The 17905-nt window shown below is 69.8% G+C and carries 18 protein-coding genes; 12 read left to right on the forward strand and 6 right to left on the reverse strand.

The annotated features are described in order from the left end of the window. The first annotated feature begins 113 nt into the window (after positions 1–113). The 10 genes from BT264_RS26600 (at position 114) to asnB (ending at position 9448) form a co-directional block, all read left to right on the forward strand. On the forward strand, positions 114–326 hold the full coding sequence (locus BT264_RS26600) for a hypothetical protein (RefSeq protein ID WP_034180511.1): 213 nt from the start codon (positions 114–116) through the stop codon (positions 324–326). Positions 327–474: 148 nt separating this feature from the next. Then, on the forward strand, positions 475–948 hold the full coding sequence (locus BT264_RS26605; RefSeq protein WP_034180983.1) for a hypothetical protein: 474 nt from the start codon (positions 475–477) through the stop codon (positions 946–948). A gap of 52 nt (positions 949–1000) precedes the next feature. Further along, complete coding sequence (gene sctJ, locus BT264_RS26610; protein WP_072442322.1) at positions 1001–1897, forward strand: type III secretion system inner membrane ring lipoprotein SctJ; 897 nt, start codon at positions 1001–1003, stop codon at positions 1895–1897. After that, on the forward strand, positions 1894–2640 hold the full coding sequence (locus tag BT264_RS26615) for a SctK family type III secretion system sorting platform protein (protein ID WP_072442324.1): 747 nt from the start codon (positions 1894–1896) through the stop codon (positions 2638–2640). Before sctJ ends, BT264_RS26615 begins: the two co-directional genes overlap by 4 nt. Continuing rightward, positions 2622–3251, forward strand: coding sequence for a type III secretion system stator protein SctL (gene sctL / locus BT264_RS26620; RefSeq protein WP_034180508.1), 630 nt, complete (start codon positions 2622–2624; stop codon positions 3249–3251). Before BT264_RS26615 ends, sctL begins: the two co-directional genes overlap by 19 nt. Next, positions 3248–4630, forward strand: coding sequence for a type III secretion system ATPase SctN (gene sctN / locus BT264_RS26625; RefSeq protein ID WP_072442326.1), 1383 nt, complete (start codon positions 3248–3250; stop codon positions 4628–4630). Before sctL ends, sctN begins: the two co-directional genes overlap by 4 nt. Beyond that, entirely contained in the window at positions 4623–5369 is a 747-nt protein-coding gene (locus BT264_RS26630; protein ID WP_072442328.1) for a hypothetical protein, read from the forward strand. Before sctN ends, BT264_RS26630 begins: the two co-directional genes overlap by 8 nt. Then, positions 5363–6172 (forward strand): type III secretion system export apparatus subunit SctT, encoded by an 810-nt coding sequence (gene sctT, locus BT264_RS26635; protein ID WP_034180505.1) that lies wholly within the window; start codon positions 5363–5365, stop codon positions 6170–6172. The genes BT264_RS26630 and sctT overlap by 7 nt, the downstream gene beginning before the upstream one ends. Before the next feature lie 18 nt (positions 6173–6190). Beyond that, on the forward strand, positions 6191–7222 hold the full coding sequence (locus BT264_RS26640; protein ID WP_072442329.1) for an EscU/YscU/HrcU family type III secretion system export apparatus switch protein: 1032 nt from the start codon (positions 6191–6193) through the stop codon (positions 7220–7222). Between the two features lie 258 nt (positions 7223–7480). After that, on the forward strand, positions 7481–9448 hold the full coding sequence (gene asnB, locus BT264_RS26645) for an asparagine synthase (glutamine-hydrolyzing) (protein ID WP_072442331.1): 1968 nt from the start codon (positions 7481–7483) through the stop codon (positions 9446–9448). 54 nt (positions 9449–9502) lie between these two features. Here asnB and BT264_RS26650 read toward each other — a convergent pair whose 3' ends face one another. From BT264_RS26650 to BT264_RS26675, 6 genes are all read right to left on the reverse strand, one after another. Next, positions 9503–10297: a lytic transglycosylase domain-containing protein gene (locus BT264_RS26650; RefSeq protein ID WP_072442334.1), complete on the reverse strand. Its 795-nt coding sequence runs from the start codon at positions 10295–10297 to the stop codon at positions 9503–9505. Next, on the reverse strand, positions 10294–10968 hold the full coding sequence (gene sctR / locus BT264_RS26655; protein WP_034180501.1) for a type III secretion system export apparatus subunit SctR: 675 nt from the start codon (positions 10966–10968) through the stop codon (positions 10294–10296). The genes BT264_RS26650 and sctR overlap by 4 nt, the downstream gene beginning before the upstream one ends. A gap of 3 nt (positions 10969–10971) precedes the next feature. Then, positions 10972–12126: a type III secretion system cytoplasmic ring protein SctQ gene (gene sctQ / locus BT264_RS26660; RefSeq protein WP_072442336.1), complete on the reverse strand. Its 1155-nt coding sequence runs from the start codon at positions 12124–12126 to the stop codon at positions 10972–10974. Positions 12127–12518: 392 nt separating this feature from the next. Beyond that, positions 12519–12917 (reverse strand): winged helix-turn-helix domain-containing protein, encoded by a 399-nt coding sequence (locus tag BT264_RS26665; protein ID WP_072442338.1) that lies wholly within the window; start codon positions 12915–12917, stop codon positions 12519–12521. Between the two features lie 449 nt (positions 12918–13366). Continuing rightward, positions 13367–15577, reverse strand: coding sequence for a xanthine dehydrogenase family protein molybdopterin-binding subunit (locus BT264_RS26670; RefSeq protein WP_072442340.1), 2211 nt, complete (start codon positions 15575–15577; stop codon positions 13367–13369). Between the two features lie 2 nt (positions 15578–15579). After that, positions 15580–16041 (reverse strand): (2Fe-2S)-binding protein, encoded by a 462-nt coding sequence (locus BT264_RS26675; protein ID WP_034180497.1) that lies wholly within the window; start codon positions 16039–16041, stop codon positions 15580–15582. Positions 16042–16222: 181 nt separating this feature from the next. Between BT264_RS26675 and BT264_RS26680 the strand changes: the two genes are divergently transcribed. Together BT264_RS26680 and BT264_RS26685 are read left to right on the forward strand one after the other, a co-directional pair. Then, the gene (locus BT264_RS26680) at positions 16223–17146 is read left to right on the forward strand and encodes an AraC family transcriptional regulator (protein WP_072442342.1); all 924 of its coding nucleotides are present in this window, start codon (positions 16223–16225) and stop codon (positions 17144–17146) included. Between the two features lie 256 nt (positions 17147–17402). Beyond that, positions 17403–17897, forward strand: a complete 495-nt coding sequence (locus BT264_RS26685; protein WP_072442343.1) for a hypothetical protein — start codon at positions 17403–17405, stop codon at positions 17895–17897. Positions 17898–17905 lie beyond the last annotated feature (8 nt).

Raw genomic sequence — 17905 nt, forward strand, 5'->3', positions numbered from 1 at the left:
ACAGGCGGTGCGCGCATTACGCGGGGCGTCGCATCGGTGCGGCGGCTCACGTCGCCGGCGGGGCATGGGGCCATCGCCGGAAGGTGGATGAAGTTCACGTTAAGGAGCGAAACATGGGTACCCAGGCCGCAGGTGGTGCAACCAACACGAACCAGGTCCAGCAGCAGGCCGACGACCTGACCAAGACGCAGCTCGAACTGACGAAGATCAACTTCCAGGTCCAGCAGTCGACTGCGACGTTCGAAACCAGCAACGCAGTGACCGCGCAGGAGGGGACGGCGAACGCCCAGGTTGCGCAACACCTGAGCTCGGCCGGCCGCGCATGACGCCGGTTGCCGGCCGCGCCGCGTGCCGACGCGCGCCGGGCCTGCCCGCGAAGGGCGCCCGGCCGCTGATGCGCGCGTGCCGGCCGGCCTGTTCCGGGCGGGCCCGACCGATCCGGTCCGGCGCCTGCCAGCCAAGGAGGACATGAATATGTCAGTGACAGGCGTAGGCGCGGCGCCGCCGGGCGCGGCCGCGCTCGCGGGTGCCGTGCAGCAAACGGGCTCGGCGTCCGATCCGGCGCAGGTGCGCCAGTTCGATGCGCTGATGCAGCCGGGTGCGTCGCCGGCGGCGTCGTCTTCGTCGGGCGTCGCGATGTCGCGCGCGCCGGCTGATGCGGCGCCGGCCGTGCAGATGACGCCCGCGCAGGCGAACCAGTCGTCGCTCGTCGAGCGGTTGCGCACCTACGGCAACGATCTCGATACGCGGTACGCGAACATCGACAAGCATCGCAGCGAGATGCTGACGTCGATGGCGGACAGCCGCAGCGATCCGATGATGACGATGGTGAAGGCGATGGATTTCCAGTGGACGGCGACCACCACGATTTCGGAATACCAGTTGAGCCTGTCGGTCGCGCAGGCGGCGAACGGCTTCACGCACACCGTGCTGAAGACGCAGGAGTGAAAGCGTGCGTGCAGGCCGGATTCGGCCTCACGCACCCTGAAGCGGACAAACGATGACGACGATCGATTCGACGCCGCGCGCGCATGCGTGGCGCAGCCGGGCGGCGCGCGCGCTGCTCGCGGGGCTGCTCGTGCTGTTGGCCGGGTGCCAGAAGGAGCTGTACTCGGGCCTGTCGGAGCGCGATGCGAACCAGATGGTCGCGGTGCTCGGCGACGCGGGCATCAGCGCGTCGAAGGACAACGACGCGCGCGACACGTCGGACCGCAACGCATGGCTGGTCAGCGTCGCGGACGGCGACATGCAGTCGGCGCTCACGGTATTGCAGGCAAACGGGCTGCCGAAGCCGAGTTATGCAAGCCTCGGCGAGCTGTTCCAGAAGCAGGGCCTCGTGTCGACGCCGGCCGAGGAACGTGTGCGCTATCTGTACGGCGTGTCGCAGGACCTGTCGCGCACGCTGCAGGACATCGAGGGCGTGGTCGTCGCGCGCGTGCAGGTCGTGATTCCGGAGAACGATCCGCTCGCGGACAAGATCAAGCCATCGTCGGCGGCCGTGTATATCCGCTATCGATCGGGCGTCGACCTGCGCGCAATGGCGCCGATGGTCAAGGATCTCGTCGCGCACAGCATCGAAGGGCTGCAATACGACAACGTGTCGCTGTTCCTGCAGCCGGCCGCCGCGCAAGCAACGCGCGTGGACGGGATTGGCAGCGCGGTGACCGATATCGTGCGGCTGCGCTCGCCGCTCGGCTGGCTCGTGTTCGCGCTGATCCTGCTGACCTGCGCGGTGATCGCGCTGTCGGCAGCGCGGCGCGGAATGTTCGGCGCACGGCTTGCCGGCCTGCTCGGCGCGCCGCGCGGGGCCAATGGCGGCGCGTCCGCGCAGCCGGCGTCCGCGCAGCCGGCCGGCGGCGGTCTGCGCACGCCGGACGGCGCGCGCGACGGCGCATGAGCGATTCGCATGCACCACCGGGTGACGCGGCCGCCCTGTCCGACACGGCGCCGCTGCCGTGGCTGCAGCCGCTCGCGCCGCCGCCCGCCGCGCGCCGTGCCGCGTTTCATGCGCTCGTCTGCGACTTCAACCTGCGGCCCGATCGTTATCTGCACGTGACGCGCGTGCCGGCCGACTGGCCCGCGCGCTACCGCTCGCCGGACGCGTTCGGCGCGGCCGGCCGCAAGCTGCTCGCGCGGCACCTGCTCGACGCGCACGGCGTGGCCGATCGGCACGACTTCGACGTCGCGAACCCGTGCGCGCGGCTCGCGCTGCTGCCCGGCGCGGCGCTCGAGCAACTGGCGTCGTATGCGGGGCTGCTGCTGCATCGCAACTGGCTGCGCGATGCGCTGACCGTGCGGCGCATCCGCGCGGAAGTCGCGGCCCGGCTCGGCGGCGACGCACTGGAACTCGCGCTCGAACGCGCGCCGGAATTCGGCGCGCTCGCCGACACGCTCGAACCGTGGCGCGCGGATCCCGCCGCGCTGCCCGTCGTGATCCGCGCACGCGGCGGACGGCTGCTCGCGGATTTCATCGGCGTGGCGGGCGACGCGATCGCGCGGCGCGCGCGCCTGAAGTTCAACCGCGCGATCGACGACGAAGCGCCGTACTGGCTGAACCGCACGCAGCGCGACCAGTTCGGCGAACTGATGTTCCTGTTTCTGATTCCCGAGAGGCTTGCGTCATGGGACTGGCTTTTCTGATCACGAGCGACAACCTGCAACTGCTGTCGGAGCGCAAGGTGCTCAAGGAGCGCGAATACGCGGCGCTGCTCGACGCGTCCGCGGTGATCGCGACCGCGCACGACGAGGCCGCACGCATCGTCGCCGACGCGCAGCGCGAATTCGACAAGCGGCAGGCGGCCGGCTACGACGAAGGGATGCGCCGCGCGCAGCGCGAGCAGGCCGCGCAGGCCTACACGCAGGCGCTTGCCGCCGCGCGCACGATGGAGACGATGAAGGACGCGATGGCCGACATCGTCGTGAAGGCCGTGCGCGCGATCGTCGGCGAGATGAGCACGCAGAAGCTGTACGAGGCCGCGCTGGCGCGGATCGCGCCGCTCGTGCGCGACGAGGCGTTCCTGGTCGTGCATGTCGCTCCCGGCCGCAAGGACGAAATGCGCGACGCGCTCGACGGTGCATTCGCGGGGCAATCGAACCGGCAGAAGATCCGCATCGTCGAGGATGCGCAGCTCGAACGCCATGCGTGCACGGTCGAGACGCCATCCGGGCGCATCGACGCGAGCCTCGACCTGCAGATCGACGCGCTGCGCCAGGCGATCCGCCGCGATGCGCTGAAGGGCGCCGCGCGATGAACGTGCCGCTCGACGATACGCAGCCGTTCGGCAGCGGCGACGACGACGGCGCGCCGTTCGATCGAGGCCGCCTCGTCGGCGAACTCGACGCGGGGCTCGCGTTTTTCTCGCCGGTATCGGTGCAGGGCCGCGTCAATCACGCGGTCGGGCAAATCCTGAACGCGACGGGCATCCGCGCGCGGCTCGGCGAGATCTGCGAACTTCGCACGCCGAACCAGCCGACGCTGCTCGCCGAAGTGGTCGGCTTTTCGCGGCAGACGACGCTGCTCACGCCGCTCGGCGACGTGGCCGGGCTGTCGCCGGAGACGACCGTCGTGCCGTCCGGGCGCGAGCATGTGTTTCCGGTGGGCGAAGGGCTGTTCGGCCGCGTGCTCGACGGGCTCGGCCGGCCGCTCGACGATCGCGGGCCGGTGACGGGTGCCGCGTGGGTGTCGACGCAGCAGGACCCGCCGAACCCGCTCGCGCGCCAGATGATCGACACGCCGTTTCCGACCGGGGTGCGCGTGATCGATGGGCTGATGACGCTCGGCGTCGGGCAGCGCGTCGGCATCTTCGCGCCGTCGGGCGTCGGCAAGAGCACGCTGCTCGGGATGATCGCGCGCGGCGCGCAGGCCGACGTGAACGTGATCGCGCTGGTCGGCGAACGCGGCCGCGAGGTGCGCGAATTCATCGAACACAGCCTGTCGCCCGAGGTGCGCGCGCGTTCGATCGTCGTCGTGTCGACGTCCGATCGTCCCGCGATGGAGCGCGTGAAATCCGCGCTCGTCGCCACCGCGATCGCCGAGTACTTCCGCGATGCGGGCAAGCGCGTGCTGCTGCTGGTCGATTCGCTGACGCGCTTCGCGCGCGCGCAGCGCGAGGTCGGCCTCGCGAGCGGCGAGCCGCCGACGCGGCGCAGCTTCCCGCCGTCGACGTTCGCGGTGCTGCCGCGCCTGCTCGAACGCGCGGGGCAGGGCGCGAACGGGTCGATCACCGCGCTCTACACGGTGCTCGTCGAAGGCGACGAGGAATCGGACCCGATCGCCGAGGAAGTGCGCTCGATCCTCGACGGCCATATCGTGCTGTCGCGCAAGATCGCGCTCGCGAACCGCTATCCGGCGATCGACGTGCTCGCGAGCCTGTCGCGCGTGATGCCGCTCGTCGCGAGCCGCGCGCACCAGCAGGCGGCCGCGCGCGTGCGCGAGCTGATCGCGAAGTACCAGGAGATCGAACTGCTGGTGCAGATCGGCGAGTATCGCGAAGGCAGCGACCGGCTCGGCGATCTCGCGCTGCGCGCGCGCGACGCGATCGGCGCGTTCTGCGCGCAGGCGTCGCACGAGGACGTGCATTTCGACGCGCTGCTCGCGAAGCTGACGAAGCTGGCGAACGATCATGTCTGAAGCCGACGATCGCCTCGTGCTTGCCACGCTCGCGCGCCTGAAGCGCGTGCGCGAGATGCGCAGCCAGATCGCGCGCGTCGCGGCCGCACGCCAGCAGGGCATCGCCGCGCAGAGCCGCCGCGCGCTCGACGCCGCGCACGCGCAGCTCGCGCAGCAGGTGGCCGCGAAGGCCGCGATCCAGACGCGTCTTGCCGACGATGTGCGCGAGGCGCGCGCGCTGCAGAACGCGGCGGCCGATACGCGCACGTTCGACCGGCACATCGGCACCGCGAACGCGTCGGTGAGCGAGGCCGCGCACGTGCATCGCGGCCACGAGGCGACGCTGGCCGACCTGCAGCGCGCCGCGCGCAAGGCGAAGGCCGCCGAGGACAAGCTCGACAAGGCCGGCGAGAAGGCGCTGCACGCGCGCGCCGCGCGGGTCGAGCGCGATGCCGACGAAGTCGCGGACGGCTACGCGGTGCGGCGCTTCGCGACGGCCGGGGTATGGTCAGGCGCGGCGGGCGACCTGGCCGGCCACGCGGCCGCGCAGCCGGAAGCGGCCGCCGCGTTCGACGCGGAGATGGCCGCCCGGCCGGCCGCTGCGGAAGCCGGCTCGGTCGACGCGAGCGACATGAGCGACATGAGCGACATGAGCGACATGAGCGACATGAGCGACGCAGCCGCTTCAACCGCCTCAACCACCCCGGCCGCCCCGGCCGACGACCCCGAGCCGCCCGCCGCCGCGGAGCGCCGATGCTAGACCAGGCCGCGGGTTTCAACGACGTCGCGGGTACGCTGCGGCCGCTGCTCTACGTGATGCCGCGCCTGTTGCCGATCATGTTCGTCGTGCCGGTGTTCAACGAGCAGATCATCACGGGGCTCGTGCGCAACGGGATCGCCGTCGTGATCGCCGCGTTCGTCGCGCCGGCGATCGACTCCGCGCAGGTGGCTGCGCTGCCGTTCCTGATGTGGTGCCTGCTCGTCGCGAAGGAGGCGGTGGTCGGCATGCTGCTCGCGGGCGCGTTCAGCGCGGTGCTGTTCGCGATCCAGGGCGTCGGCTACCTGATCGACTTCCAGACGGGCAGCGGCAGCGCCGCGTTCTTCGATCCGATGGGCGGCCACGAGGGCGGCCCGACCTCGGGCTTTCTCAACTTCGTCGCGATCGCGCTGTTCGTCACGGCCGGCGGCCTGCAGGTGCTCGTGCAACTGTTCGCGCAGTCGTATGCGTGGTGGCCGATCGGCTCGCTCGGCCCCGATTTCTCGTCGATGCTGCAAACCTTCATCGTGCGGCAGACCGACACGATCTTCGAATGGATGGTGAAGCTCGCCGCGCCGGTGACGATCGTGCTGGTGCTCGTCGAACTCGGCATCGGCCTCGTCGGGCGCGCGGTGCCGCAGCTCAACATCTTCGTGTTCTCGCAGCCGCTGAAGAGCGCGCTCGCGCTGCTGATGATGGTGCTGTTCCTGCCGGTGGTGTACGCGGCGCTGCATTCGCTGCTGAGCCCCGACAGCGGGCTGATGGCGCTGCTGCGCGCGCTGTTCGCCGCGCACGGCGGCGCCTGAGCGCACGACGGAGCCGACATGGCCGAAAAGGACCAGAAGCCGACCGCGAAGCGCCTGCGCGAGGCGCGCGAGAAAGGCGACGTGCCGAAGAGCGCGGAAACGATTTCGTCGGCGTTCTTCGTCGGCGTATGCGTCGCGCTCGCGGTCGGAATCGGCGCGCTGTTCGCGCGGTTGCAGTCGCTGTTCCGGCTCGTGTTCGACGCGGTCGGCGCGGCCGACCCGTCCGCACGGATCGCGGTGCTGATCGACGGCGCCGCGCGCGACTGGGCGACGCTGTCCGCGCAGATCGTCGCGGCCGGGCTGCTGGCCGGCCTGCTCGCGGGCTTCGTGCAGGTCGGCGGCGTGATGGCGTGGAGCCGCCTCATGCCGCAACTGTCGCGGCTCAATCCGGCCGCGGGGCTGAAGAACCTGTGGTCGATGCGCAACCTCGTCAATCTCGCGAAGATGCTGCTGAAGACGGTGCTGCTCGCCGCGACGCTCGGCTGGCTGATCGTCGAGTCGCTCGACCCGTCGGTGCAGTCGGGTTTCACGCGGCCGATGTCGATCCTCGCGCTGATCGTGAAGCTGCTGATGCTGCTGTTCGGCTGGGCCGCGCTGATCTACATCGTGATGGCGCTGATCGACATCGTGCATCAGCGTCACGAGTTCAACCAGAAGATGAAGATGTCGATCGACGAAGTGCGACGCGAGCACAAGGAGGACGAGGGCGACCCGCACATCGAGGCGAAGCGCCGGCAGCTCGCGCGCGAAGCGCAGTTCGCGTCGCTGCCGGACCGGATCGGTTTCGCGTCGGTGGTCGTCTATTCGCCGCGCGTCGCGGTCGCGCTCTATTACGGCGGGATCGGCACGCTGCCGTGGGTGCTCGCGCGCGGCGAAGGCGAGGCAGCCGAGCGGATCGTGCGGCTCGCGCGCGACGCGCTGCGCCCGACGCTTGCGAACGTCGGGCTCGCGCAGGCACTGTACGAGACGACACCCGAGAACGGCACGATCCAGCAGCAGCATTTCCGCGAGGTCGCGCAGTTGCTGAAATGGGCGACCGGCGCTGTCTGACGCACGCGGCGGCGGGCATATCCCCCTTTTTCCGGTCAGCGAACCGGCGTGGCCAATCGCTCCATTTCGATATGGCCCTTTGCGTGGTCATGCGCGCGCGGCGCTTGACGCCGTTTTTTTTTCGGCCGCGGCCCGAATTCACCAGTGAATTATTGCTGAATTATTTCTTCGTAATATGGCTCGACCGTCACGCCTGACAGCGGGCCGCGAGGTTGCGCCGCGCGTGACGGAACAAGTCAACAGGGGCAGACAAATCACATGTGTGGAATCGACGGCTTTCTGAATACCGTCGCCATCGATGAGGAGACAGCGCGCGGCACGCTCGCGCGAATGACGGCGAGCCTCGCGCATCGCGGGCCGGACGGGCAGGGCATCTGGGTCGATCCGGAAGCCGGCATCGCCCTCGGCCACCGGCGGCTTGCGATCGTCGACCTGTCGGTGCATGGCCGACAGCCGATGGCGTCCGCGTGCGGCCGCTACGTCATGGTCTTCAACGGCGAAATCTACAACCATCGCGAACTGCGCGCGGAGCTCGAGCGCGCGGGTCGCGCACCGGCGTGGCGCGGCCACTCCGACAGCGAGGTGCTGATCGCGGCAATCGTCGCGTGGGGTGTCGAGGCGACGCTGCGGCGCGCGACCGGCATGTTCGCGTTCGCGCTGTGGAATCGCGCATCGCGGGTGCTGACGCTCGCGCGCGACCGGATCGGCGAGAAGCCGCTCTACTACGGCCGGATCGGCGACGCGCTCGTGTTCGCGTCGGAGCTGAAGGCGCTGCGCGGCTATCCGGGCTTCGACGGCACGGTCGACCGCGACGCGCTGTGCCTGTACCTGCGCCAGTCGAGCGTGCCCGCGCCGTACACGATCTATCGCGACATCCGCAAGCTGCCGCCCGGCACGTACATCCAGTTCGAGCATGCGCGCGACACGCCGCGCGTGCGCGCGTACTGGACGCTCGAACAGGCGATCGAGAGCGGCCGCGAGCAGCCGTTCGAGGGCAGTGCCGACGAGGCCGTCGGCCAGCTCGACGCGATCCTGCGCCAGGCCGTCGCGCGGCAGATGGAAGCCGACGTGCCGCTCGGCGCGTTCCTGTCGGGCGGCGTCGATTCGTCGGCGATCGTCGCGCTGATGCAGGCGCAATCGGCGACGCCGGTCGACACGTTTACGATCGGCTTCCACGAAGCCGGCTACGACGAAGCCGGTTACGCGAAGGCCGTCGCGCGCCATCTCGGCACGCGGCATACCGAGCTTTACGTGACGGCCGACCATGCGCTCGGCGTCGTGCCGAAGCTGCCGTCGATCTACGACGAGCCGTTCGCCGATGCATCGCAGATCCCGACCTTTCTCGTGTCGGAGCTGACGCGCCGGCATGTGAAGGTGAGCCTGTCCGGCGACGGCGGCGACGAGCTGTTCGGCGGCTATACGCGCTACTTCCTGACGCCGCGCCTGTGGCGCAAGCTGCATCGGGTGCCGGCCGCCGTGCGCGCGCGGATCGCCGCCGCGCTGCATGCGCTGCGGCCCGATCACGCGGACCAGCTCGCGGCCGTCGCGCAGGGCGCATGGGGCGGCGTGGAGGCGCGCGAATCGGCATCGCGCATCGGCGACCGCCTGCACAAGCTCGGCCATGTGATGACGGCCGAGAGCCGCATCGGCCTGTACCGGCTGCTGATGTCGTCGGTGCATCATCCCGAGCGCATCGCACTGTCGGGACAGGAGCCGCCGACGCCGCTCGACACGGTGTCCGCGTGGCCCGCGCACCTGAGCTTCGCCGAGCAGGCGATGGCGATCGATACGCTCACGTATTTGCCGACCGACATTCTCGCGAAGGTCGACCGCGCGGCGATGGCCGTGAGCCTCGAGACGCGCATGCCGTTCCTCGACCATCACGTCGTCGAATTCGCATGGCGCGTGCCGGCGTCGGTGCGTTTGCCGGAAGGGCAGTCGAAGGCGCTGCTGCGCCGGCTGCTCGACCAGTACGTGCCGTCGGCGCTGATCGACCGGCCGAAGCAGGGCTTCTGCGCGCCCGTCGATCACTGGCTGCGCGGCTCGCTGCGCGACTGGGCCGAGGCGCTGCTGCGGCCGTCGCGGTTGCGCGAAGAGGGTTTCTTCGATGCGGCCGCGGTCGAGCGTCTGTGGCGGCAGCATCAGACGGGCCGGATGAACTGGCAGCATCAGTTGTGGACGGTGCTGATGTTCCAGGCGTGGCTGGAGGCGCAGCGGGCGGGGTGACGCGGCGTTCGACTTGCTGACGGCGGTCGGCGCGTACGCCCGCGCCGCACCCGTTCACTGGTCGAGACACCGCACGCACAGCCGCTTCGCCTGGTTCGCCGGCAGCCCGCGGCACATCATCACCACCGGGCGCGCGTGACACGAAGGCGCATCGGCGGACGCGGCAGGCGACGCCAGCCGCCGCGCGTGTTCGGGCGGCGTGGTGGCGGCCGCGTCCATACGCCGGCGGCGCTCGGGCGGCGGCGTGTCGCTCACGACCGGAATCGGTTCGACGCCGCCTTCGCGCGCGTTGCGCTGCGCGCTCGCGACGACGCGGCTCACGTAGCCGCTCGAGAAACCGGTCGTGAAGTTGCCGCTGTAGTAGCACGACAGTGCCGCGCGCAATGCGGCCTGCGCGGCGCGGCCGGTGCCCGACGAACGCGCGAAGCATTCGGTCAGGATCGCGCCGCCGGCCCGCAGGTTGCGGCACGGCTCGAACATCGTCGCTTCGTCGAGCCCGTATTTCGTGAAATTTCGTTCGTTCACCTGCGCGAGGCCGACGCTGTAGCTGAAGCCGCGCGACGCAAGCTCGCGCGCGGTCGCGCGCGCCTCGTCGAGCGACGCGGGCTGGCGCGCCAGGTGACCGCCGACCACGCCGATCGCATACGGATTGAAGCCCGACTCGGTGCGCACGAGCGCGGCGAGCGTGTCGGGATCGACGTTCGGCGCACACGCGCGAGCGAGTTGCTCGAAGCCCGCGCCGCTGGCCGCATGCGCGATGTGCGGCTGCATTCCGGCGCATGCGAGCACGAGCAGCCCGACCAGCGCGCACAGGTGCGCGGCGGCGGTTCGCAGGCCGCGCGCATTCATCCCGCGCCCGCCACGCGGTACGACAGCACGAGCCCGTGCACGAGCAGCGACCAGCCGTCGAGCGCGACGAACAGCAGCAGCTTGAACGGCACCGAGATCGTCGTCGGCGAGATCATCTGCATCCCGAGCGCGAGCAGGATGTTCGCGACCAGCAGGTCGACGACGATGAACACGATATAGATCACGAAACCGATCTGGAATGCCTTCGTCAGTTCGGCGAGCGTGAAGCTCGGCACCAGCACGAGCAGGTCGTCGTCCTTGATGCCGTCCGCGCGGTTCTTCGGCCAGACCGACGTCGCGGTGCGCACGAAGAATTCGCGGTCGCGCTGCCGCGTATGCGACACGAGGAAATCCTTGATCGGCGGCAGCGCGGCATCGGCGAGCGCGCCGACGTCGGCGGTCGACAGCTGCCCCGACGCGTCGAAGTGGCGCGCCTGCAACGCGTCGCGGATCGACATCCCGACGGGCGCCATGATGAACAGCGACAGGATCAGCGCGATGCCGTTCAGCACGAGGTTCGGCGGCACCTGCTGGATCCCGAGCGCGGAGCGCAGGAGGCCGAGCACGACCACGAGCTTCGTATAGCTCGTCACCATCAGCGCCGCGAACGGCGCGATGCCGAGCGCGGCGATCACCGCGATCAGCGCGACCGGATTCGGCAGGTTGCCCATCGCTCAGCGCTCGCGCGGCGCGGGTTGCGTCAGCGTGACGACGCGCACGCCGAGTTTCTGGCCGACCGCGATCAGGTGGCCGGTGCCGATCAGCATCCCGTTCGCGACCAGATGGATCACGCTCTGGTTGATTCCCTGCTGCAGCTCGATCACGGCGCCCGGCTGCAGCGCGCTCAATTCGCCGAGCGGCATCGACGTGGGCGGCAGCTCGAAGCGCAGGTCGACCGCGAGGCCGTCGAGCGTGCGCGGCGCATCGGCGGGCGGCGCGTCGTGCGCCGTCGCGGGCGTGGTGTCGGTGCGGGTCGGTTCCAAAGGCATCTCCCTGATTCGTTCGACGGTCAGCCGGTTGCCCGACGGCCGTCCGATGATCTCCCATGCCGGCGCGGCCGGCAGCCGCGCGACGCACAGCAGGTTCTGCTCGTGCGCCTGCCAGCGCTCGATCGCGATGATGTCGCCGCCGACGACATCGGCCAGTTCGGCCGTCGTCAGCTCGGTGCGGCCGATCTCGAACACGAGCGGCACGGGCAGGTTCGCATAGGCCGCGCGCGTGTCGGCGAGCGCGGCCGGCGCGGCCGCGAAGAACACGGCCAGCGCATCGGGCGCGTCGAACAGCAGTGCGCCGTGGCAGCGCCATGCGCTGTCGGCGCGCCGCAGCTCGAAGCGCAGCGCGGCCGGCGATGCGCGCCAGGCGGGCGCGCTCGCGGGCGGCGGCAGCAGTTCCACGCGCTGCCGCGTCGCGGCCTGCAGCACGGCCGCGAGCGGCGCGCACAGGTCGGCGAGCAGTGCCGCGCGGATCACGGCCGGCACGGCCGGGTCGGCCGCGTCGCCGAGCCATTCCGTTTCCGCGATCGGATCGATCCATAGCGTGCCGGTGGCCGGGCCGACGACGAAGCGATAGGCGTGCGCATCCGCGGCCGGCTCGGCATCGATGCGCCAGCGCACCTCGTACGCATGCTCGCCGAGCGTGACCGGAACGGCGCCGGTCGCGCAGTACGCGTGCGACAGCCCGCGCGCGGCGGCGGCGGACAGGCGCGGCAGGTAGGGCGACGCGTCGAGCGCGACCGCGGCCGGCGCAGCAGCGGGCGGCACGGAAGCGGCGGGCATGGCCCGGTTCGCGGCGTCGCCGGCGTCGGCATTCGTCAGGAACTGCGCAGGCACGGCGGGATCGGGGCGGATTCGGCGTCGGTTCGACGGGTTGTTATGGGGCCGGTGGCGCGGACGGGCACGCGGCTGCTGCGTCGATTGTAGGGACGGCCATGGCTGTGTGCCGCGCCGGAATCCGTAGTCGCGTGCATCGCGCGGCGACGGGGAGCGCAGGGCGCTACGAAGCGTGACACCGCGTGATGGAATGCCGCGCAGCGCGATGCGCGGCGGCGGGCGGCCAAAAGCAACCGCCGCCCGGAGGCGGCGGTCGGGTCGCGACTGGCTGGCGGGCAGGGCGGCGTGCAGGCCGCATCCGGCTGGCGGGACGCGAAGCGCTGCGAACCTGCACAGCGCGGTGGGGGGAGTGTTGCTGGCGCGCCGCGAGCGGGCGGCGCGCGGGTGAATCGTCAGGCGTAGTCGGCGGCCATCATGGCCGGCGGCGCGGCACGCAGGATCGGCGCCGCATCGTGGCGCTCGACGTGCGTCATTGCCGCACCGAACAGCACGAGGCGATAGCCCACCGCATAGATCGGGATGATCCGCAGGTTCTTGTCGTGCTCGAGCTGCAATTTCGAGCGGATCCGCGAGATATGGGTATCGAGCGTGCGCGACGACACGGCGAGTTCACGGCCCCATACGGCTTCCTGGATTGCCTGCCGCGGCACGACCTTGTTCATGTTGTCGAGCAGGAATTCGACGACGTCGAATTCGCGCGGCGTAACGTCAATGACCTTGTTGTCGATTTCGATCGTGCGGCGCACGAAATTGATTTTTATGTTGTCGATATACAGGTATTTGCAATCCATGGTGGCCCTCGCATGTCCATAAAGGAGTGTTTTGCGGGTCATGTACTGCAACTTCCGGGCCAAGGGAGGGAAGGTCAGGTGTCGACGGGGGCGTGCCGGGCGTGGGCGGCGTGGAGCCTTGAATTTAAAAGAATTTTTAACGCGGAGAGCGGGGCGGGTGCTGAAGCGGGCGGAGCAATTTTGAAGAATTGTTACGTAGCATCGAGGGCGACGTTACGGACGTTACGTCTGACGTAACGTGTGGGGGAGGCGGCATTCGTGGCGGGCAGCACATGGTTTTTTGCCGGACCGCGAACCCTACATCGAACCCTACGTGGTTTGATGAATAGGCTATTTAAATCAATTGGTTGTGAGTGTTTTTTGCCGACATCGAACCCTACATCGGCCACGCTTCGACAAAAGACGCCGGCCGAGAGACGTTTCCATCCCCCAGCCGGCGTTCCGGCCCATCAAGCCTTCGCGCTATCCGCCGAATCGAACGGCAGCACGTAATGCCGCTTGCCCGTCGCCGCGAAGATCGCGTTCGCGACTGCCGGCCCGATCGGCGCGACGCCCGGCTCGCCGACCCCGGTCGGCGCTTCGGCCGACGGCACGATATACACCTCGACCTTCGGCATCTCGGCCATCCGCAGCACGTTGTAGCCGTCGAAGTTGCGCTGTTCGACCTGGCCGTCCTTCAGCGTGATCGCGCTGTGCAGCGCCGCACCGAGCCCGAAGCCGATGCCGCCTTCCATCTGCGCGGCGACGATGTCGGGATTGATCGCGATCCCGCAATCCACCACGCACACCACGCGCTCGACCTTCACCTTGCCGTCCGCGTCGACCGACACCTCGGCCACCTGCGCGACATAGCTCTTGAACGCCTCGGCGACCGCGATCCCGCGCCCGCGGCCCTTCGGCAGCGGCTTGGCCGGATCCCAGCCGGCCTTCTGCGCGGCCAGTTCCAGCACCGCGCGCATGCGCGGCTCCTTCGCGAGCAGGTCGCGGCGGAACGCGTATGGATCCTTGCCGGCGGTGTGCGCGGCTTCGTCGATGAACGCCTCGACCGCGTAGGCCGTGTGCGAGCTGCCGACCACGCGCCACCACAGCACGGGCACGCCCGTCTTCGCGGTGGTGAGCTCGACCGACACGTTCGGCACCGCGTACGGCAGGTTCGCCGCGCCCTCGACCGACGTCGCGTCGATGCCGTTCTTGACCATGAACGCCTCGAACGGCGTGCCGGCGAGGATCGACTGGCCGACGATCCGGTGGCGCCAGCCGACCAGCTTGCCGTCCGCGGTCAGGCCCGCGTCGAGCTTGTGGAAGTACATCGGCCGATAGAGGCCGCCCTGGATGTCGTCCTCGCGCGTCCACTGCAGCTTGACGGGCTTGCCGTCCGCGCCGAGCGCCTTCGCGATCGACACGGCCTCGACCACATAGTCCGACCACGCGTTCGCGCGCCGGCCGAAGCTGCCGCCCGCGTACAGCGTATGGATCTTCACCTGCTCGGGCTTCAGGCCCGCGACCTTGGCGGCGTTCGCCTGGTCGATCGTCTGGAACTGGTCGCCGGCCCAGATCTCGCAGCCGTCGCGCGTCAGCTTGACGACCGCGTCGAGCGGCTCCATCGGTGCGTGCGCGAGATACGGGAATTCGTATGTCGCGCTGAGCTTGCGCGCGGCGCCGGCGATCGCCGCGTCGGCGTCGCCGTCCTTGCGCGCCGACGTTCCCGGTTTCTCCGCGAGCTGTCGGTATTCGCGCATGATCTCGGCCGAGCCGCGCTTTTCGGCGTTGCTTTCGTCCCATTCGACCTTCAGCGCGTCGCGGCCCTGCTTCGCGGCCCAGAAGCCCGTCGCGACGACCGCGACGCCGCGCGGCACCTGCACGACCGACACGACGCCCGGCACAGCCTTCGCGGCCGTCGCGTCGAACGACTTGACCGTCGCGCCGAAGCGCGGCGGGCGCTGCAGCAGCGCGACGCGCATGCCGGGGAAGGTCGTGTCGAGCGTGAAAGGCGCGGTGCCGTTCGATTTCGCCGGTGCATCGACGCGCGGAATCCGCCGGCCGATCAGCTTGAAATCGGCCGGCTGCTTCAGCACGACCTTGTCCGGCACGGGCAGCTTCGATGCGTCGGCGACGAGCGTGCCGTAGGCGGCCGTCTTGCCGCTCTTCGCATGCGTGACGACGCCATTGGCCGTCGTCAGCTCGCCGGCGGGCACCTTCCAGCGGGCCGCGGCGGCCGATACGAGCATCGCGCGGGCCTTGCCGCCCGCTTCGCGCAGCTGCTGCCACGAGTTCGCCATCGCCGAGCTGCCGCCCGTGCCCTGCATCGTGCCGAACGCGAGGTTCGCATAGCGCTTCGCGTCGGCCGGTGCGCTTTCGACGCGCACGCTCGACCAGTCGGCGTCGAGCTCCTCGGCGACGATCGTCGCGATGCCCGTATACGCGCCCTGGCCCATTTCGACGTGCTTCGCGATGACCGTGACGGCGCCGTCGGGCGTGATACGCAGGAACGCGTTCGGCGCGAAATCGGCGGCCGGCGCGGTTGCGGCGAGCGTGCGGCGGCCGAGGCCGGCCCATTCGAAGCCGATGGTCAGGCTGACGGCTGCCGCGGCGCCCGCGGCCTTCAGGAACGTTCGGCGCGACGGACGCACCGAATCGCGGTTGTCGAGTTCGATCGTCATGGTCAGGCTCCCAGCGTCGCGGCCGCGTCGTGGATCGCGGCCCGGATGCGGGCGTAGGTCGCACAGCGGCACAGGTTGCCGTTCATCGCGGCGTCGATGTCCGCGTCGGTCGGCTTCGGGTTCTGTTCGAGCAGTGCGGTGGCCGACATGATCTGGCCGGACTGGCAATAGCCGCATTGCGGAACCTGCTGCTTGACCCACGCGGCCTGCACGGCCTGCGCGGGCTTGCTCTGCAGGCCCTCGATCGTCGTGACGTGCTTGCCGGCGATACCGGCGAGCGGCAGCACGCACGAGCGGACGGCCTGGCCTTCGAGATGCACCGTGCACGCGCCGCACTGCGCCATGCCGCAGCCGAACTTCGTGCCGGTCAGTCCCGCGTGTTCGCGAATCGCCCAGAGGACGGGCATCGACGGATCGGCGTCGAGCGTGACGTTCTTGCCGTTGAGGACAAACGAGGTAGGCATTTTGGTTGTCTCCGTGGGGAAAACCCGGCATGCGCCCGGTTAGCGGGCAGTGTGCGCGAGCAGCCGGTTTTTGCGTCTACCCAATCCTGCAAATTTATTGAACAATCCTGCAAATCCCGGGCACGCCGTGGGCCGTTTCGCTATGCTCCCGCGACATGGGGAAATCAATCGAGGATTCGTCATGGACATGACCGATATCGCGGCGTCGCGCGAATCCGGGCGGCGCGAGCTGGCGTCGCTGATCGGCCGCTTCGCACCGGCGGATGGCTCGCATTCGACCGCTGTGCCAGGCCTGATGCTGCATCGGCACACGCGTCCGGTCGATCTCGGCTGCGCCGTGTCGTGTGCCGCGCTGGTGATCGCGGGGCAGGGCGCGAAGCGCGTAATCGTGGCCGGCCACGCTTACGAATACGACACGCAGAATTGCCTGATTACGTCGATCGACTTGCCGATCCTGTCGCGCGTGACGCGCGCGTCGCCGGAGGAACCCTACCTGTGCCTGTCGCTGAGGCTCGATCCGCAGCGGATCGTGGAGCTCTCGGCCGAGATGCGGCTGCCCGAGCCCGACGCGGGCCCCGAAGGCGAAGGGATCGCGCTCGCCGAGCTGACGCCGCCGCTGCTCGACGCCGCGCTGCGGCTGTTGCGGCTGCTCGATACGCCGGCCGACATTCCGGTCGTCGCGCCGCTGATCGAAAAGGAACTGCTGTACCGGTTGATGACGAGCGGGCAGGGCACGCGGCTGCGGCATATGGCGATCGCGGGCAGCCAGACGCACCGGATCGCGCGCGCGATCGAATGGATCCGCGATCACTACGCGGAGCCGATGCGCGTCGAGACGCTCGCGCAGGCGGTCAACATGAGCGTGTCGTCGCTGCACCACCATTTCAAGCACGTGACGACGCTAAGCCCGTTGCAGTACCAGAAGCAGCTGCGGCTGCACGAGGCGCGGCGGCTGTTGCTGCGCCAGGGCGGCGACGTCGGGTCGGTGGCTGCCGTGGTCGGCTACGAGAGCGCGTCGCAGTTCAGCCGTGAATACAGCCGGCTGTTCGGCGCGCCGCCGATGCGCGACGTCGTGCACCTGCGGAAGAGGGAACTGCTGGGCTGATGCGGCGGCGGCCGACGCTCGCCGAAGTGCGCCGGCAGGCCGAGCGGCACGCGATCGAGGAAATACTGCTGCGCCATCACCACCAGCATGCGGACGTCGCGGCGGCATTTCGCGCGCGACGCTGTACCGCCTGATGACCGCGTCCGCTCAAGACCGTGCGGCGGCGGCCGTTAAAGCATGAAATGGCCCGTCCGGACCGCCGGCGCATCGATGCGCGCGGCCGGCACGCGGCGTATCACGCTTATCCGGGGTTATCGTGGCAGAGTGCAGTCACTGCGGCAGGACGTTCCTGGTCGGCGGGCAGTCGATCGACGGCCGCCGCTATTGCAGTCCGGCGTGCGCGCACGCGCATCCGATCGTCGTCGAGGCCGAGCGGGTGCCCGACGCGAAGGTCCGGCAGTACGTCGACGACTGGCGGTATGGGCCGTGCCCGATTTGCCTGCGCGAAGGGCATCCGGTCGACGTCCACGCGTCGCATCGCGTCGTATCGCTGGTGTTCGTCACGCGCTGGGCGACGCGGCGCCACGTATGCTGCCGCCGCTGCGGCCGCAAGAAGCAGGCGATCGCGCTGCTTGCATCGGTCACGCTCGGCTGGTGGGGGCTGCCTTGGGGCATCGTGCTGACGCCGATCCAGCTCGCGCGCAACGCGCTCGGGCTGGCCGCGCGCGATCCGGAGGTCGCGACGCAGCAGTTCGAGCAGCTCGTCCGGCGCAAGCTGGCGGAGCGCCGGCTGCAGCGCGCCGGCGCCTGACCGCGCAC

The sequence above is a fragment of the Burkholderia sp. NFPP32 genome, assembly GCF_900119325.1.
Classification (GTDB): domain Bacteria; phylum Pseudomonadota; class Gammaproteobacteria; order Burkholderiales; family Burkholderiaceae; genus Burkholderia; species Burkholderia pyrrocinia_C.

Excerpts from the sequence above, each read along its gene's own strand:
- BT264_RS26600 (WP_034180511.1), top strand. The coding sequence starts at position 114 with ATGGGTACCCAGGCCGCAGGTGGTGCAACCAACACGAACCAGGTCCAG.
- BT264_RS26605 (WP_034180983.1), top strand. The coding sequence starts at position 475 with ATGTCAGTGACAGGCGTAGGCGCGGCGCCGCCGGGCGCGGCCGCGCTC.
- sctJ (WP_072442322.1), top strand. The coding sequence starts at position 1,001 with ATGACGACGATCGATTCGACGCCGCGCGCGCATGCGTGGCGCAGCCGG.
- BT264_RS26615 (WP_072442324.1), top strand. The coding sequence starts at position 1,894 with ATGAGCGATTCGCATGCACCACCGGGTGACGCGGCCGCCCTGTCCGAC.
- sctL (WP_034180508.1), top strand. The coding sequence starts at position 2,622 with ATGGGACTGGCTTTTCTGATCACGAGCGACAACCTGCAACTGCTGTCG.
- sctN (WP_072442326.1), top strand. The coding sequence starts at position 3,248 with ATGAACGTGCCGCTCGACGATACGCAGCCGTTCGGCAGCGGCGACGAC.
- BT264_RS26630 (WP_072442328.1), top strand. The coding sequence starts at position 4,623 with ATGTCTGAAGCCGACGATCGCCTCGTGCTTGCCACGCTCGCGCGCCTG.
- sctT (WP_034180505.1), top strand. The coding sequence starts at position 5,363 with ATGCTAGACCAGGCCGCGGGTTTCAACGACGTCGCGGGTACGCTGCGG.
- BT264_RS26640 (WP_072442329.1), top strand. The coding sequence starts at position 6,191 with ATGGCCGAAAAGGACCAGAAGCCGACCGCGAAGCGCCTGCGCGAGGCG.
- asnB (WP_072442331.1), top strand. The coding sequence starts at position 7,481 with ATGTGTGGAATCGACGGCTTTCTGAATACCGTCGCCATCGATGAGGAG.
- BT264_RS26650 (WP_072442334.1), bottom strand. The coding sequence starts at position 10,297 with ATGAATGCGCGCGGCCTGCGAACCGCCGCCGCGCACCTGTGCGCGCTG.
- sctR (WP_034180501.1), bottom strand. The coding sequence starts at position 10,968 with ATGGGCAACCTGCCGAATCCGGTCGCGCTGATCGCGGTGATCGCCGCG.
- BT264_RS26665 (WP_072442338.1), bottom strand. The coding sequence starts at position 12,917 with ATGGATTGCAAATACCTGTATATCGACAACATAAAAATCAATTTCGTG.
- BT264_RS26670 (WP_072442340.1), bottom strand. The coding sequence starts at position 15,577 with ATGACGATCGAACTCGACAACCGCGATTCGGTGCGTCCGTCGCGCCGA.
- BT264_RS26675 (WP_034180497.1), bottom strand. The coding sequence starts at position 16,041 with ATGCCTACCTCGTTTGTCCTCAACGGCAAGAACGTCACGCTCGACGCC.
- BT264_RS26680 (WP_072442342.1), top strand. The coding sequence starts at position 16,223 with ATGGACATGACCGATATCGCGGCGTCGCGCGAATCCGGGCGGCGCGAG.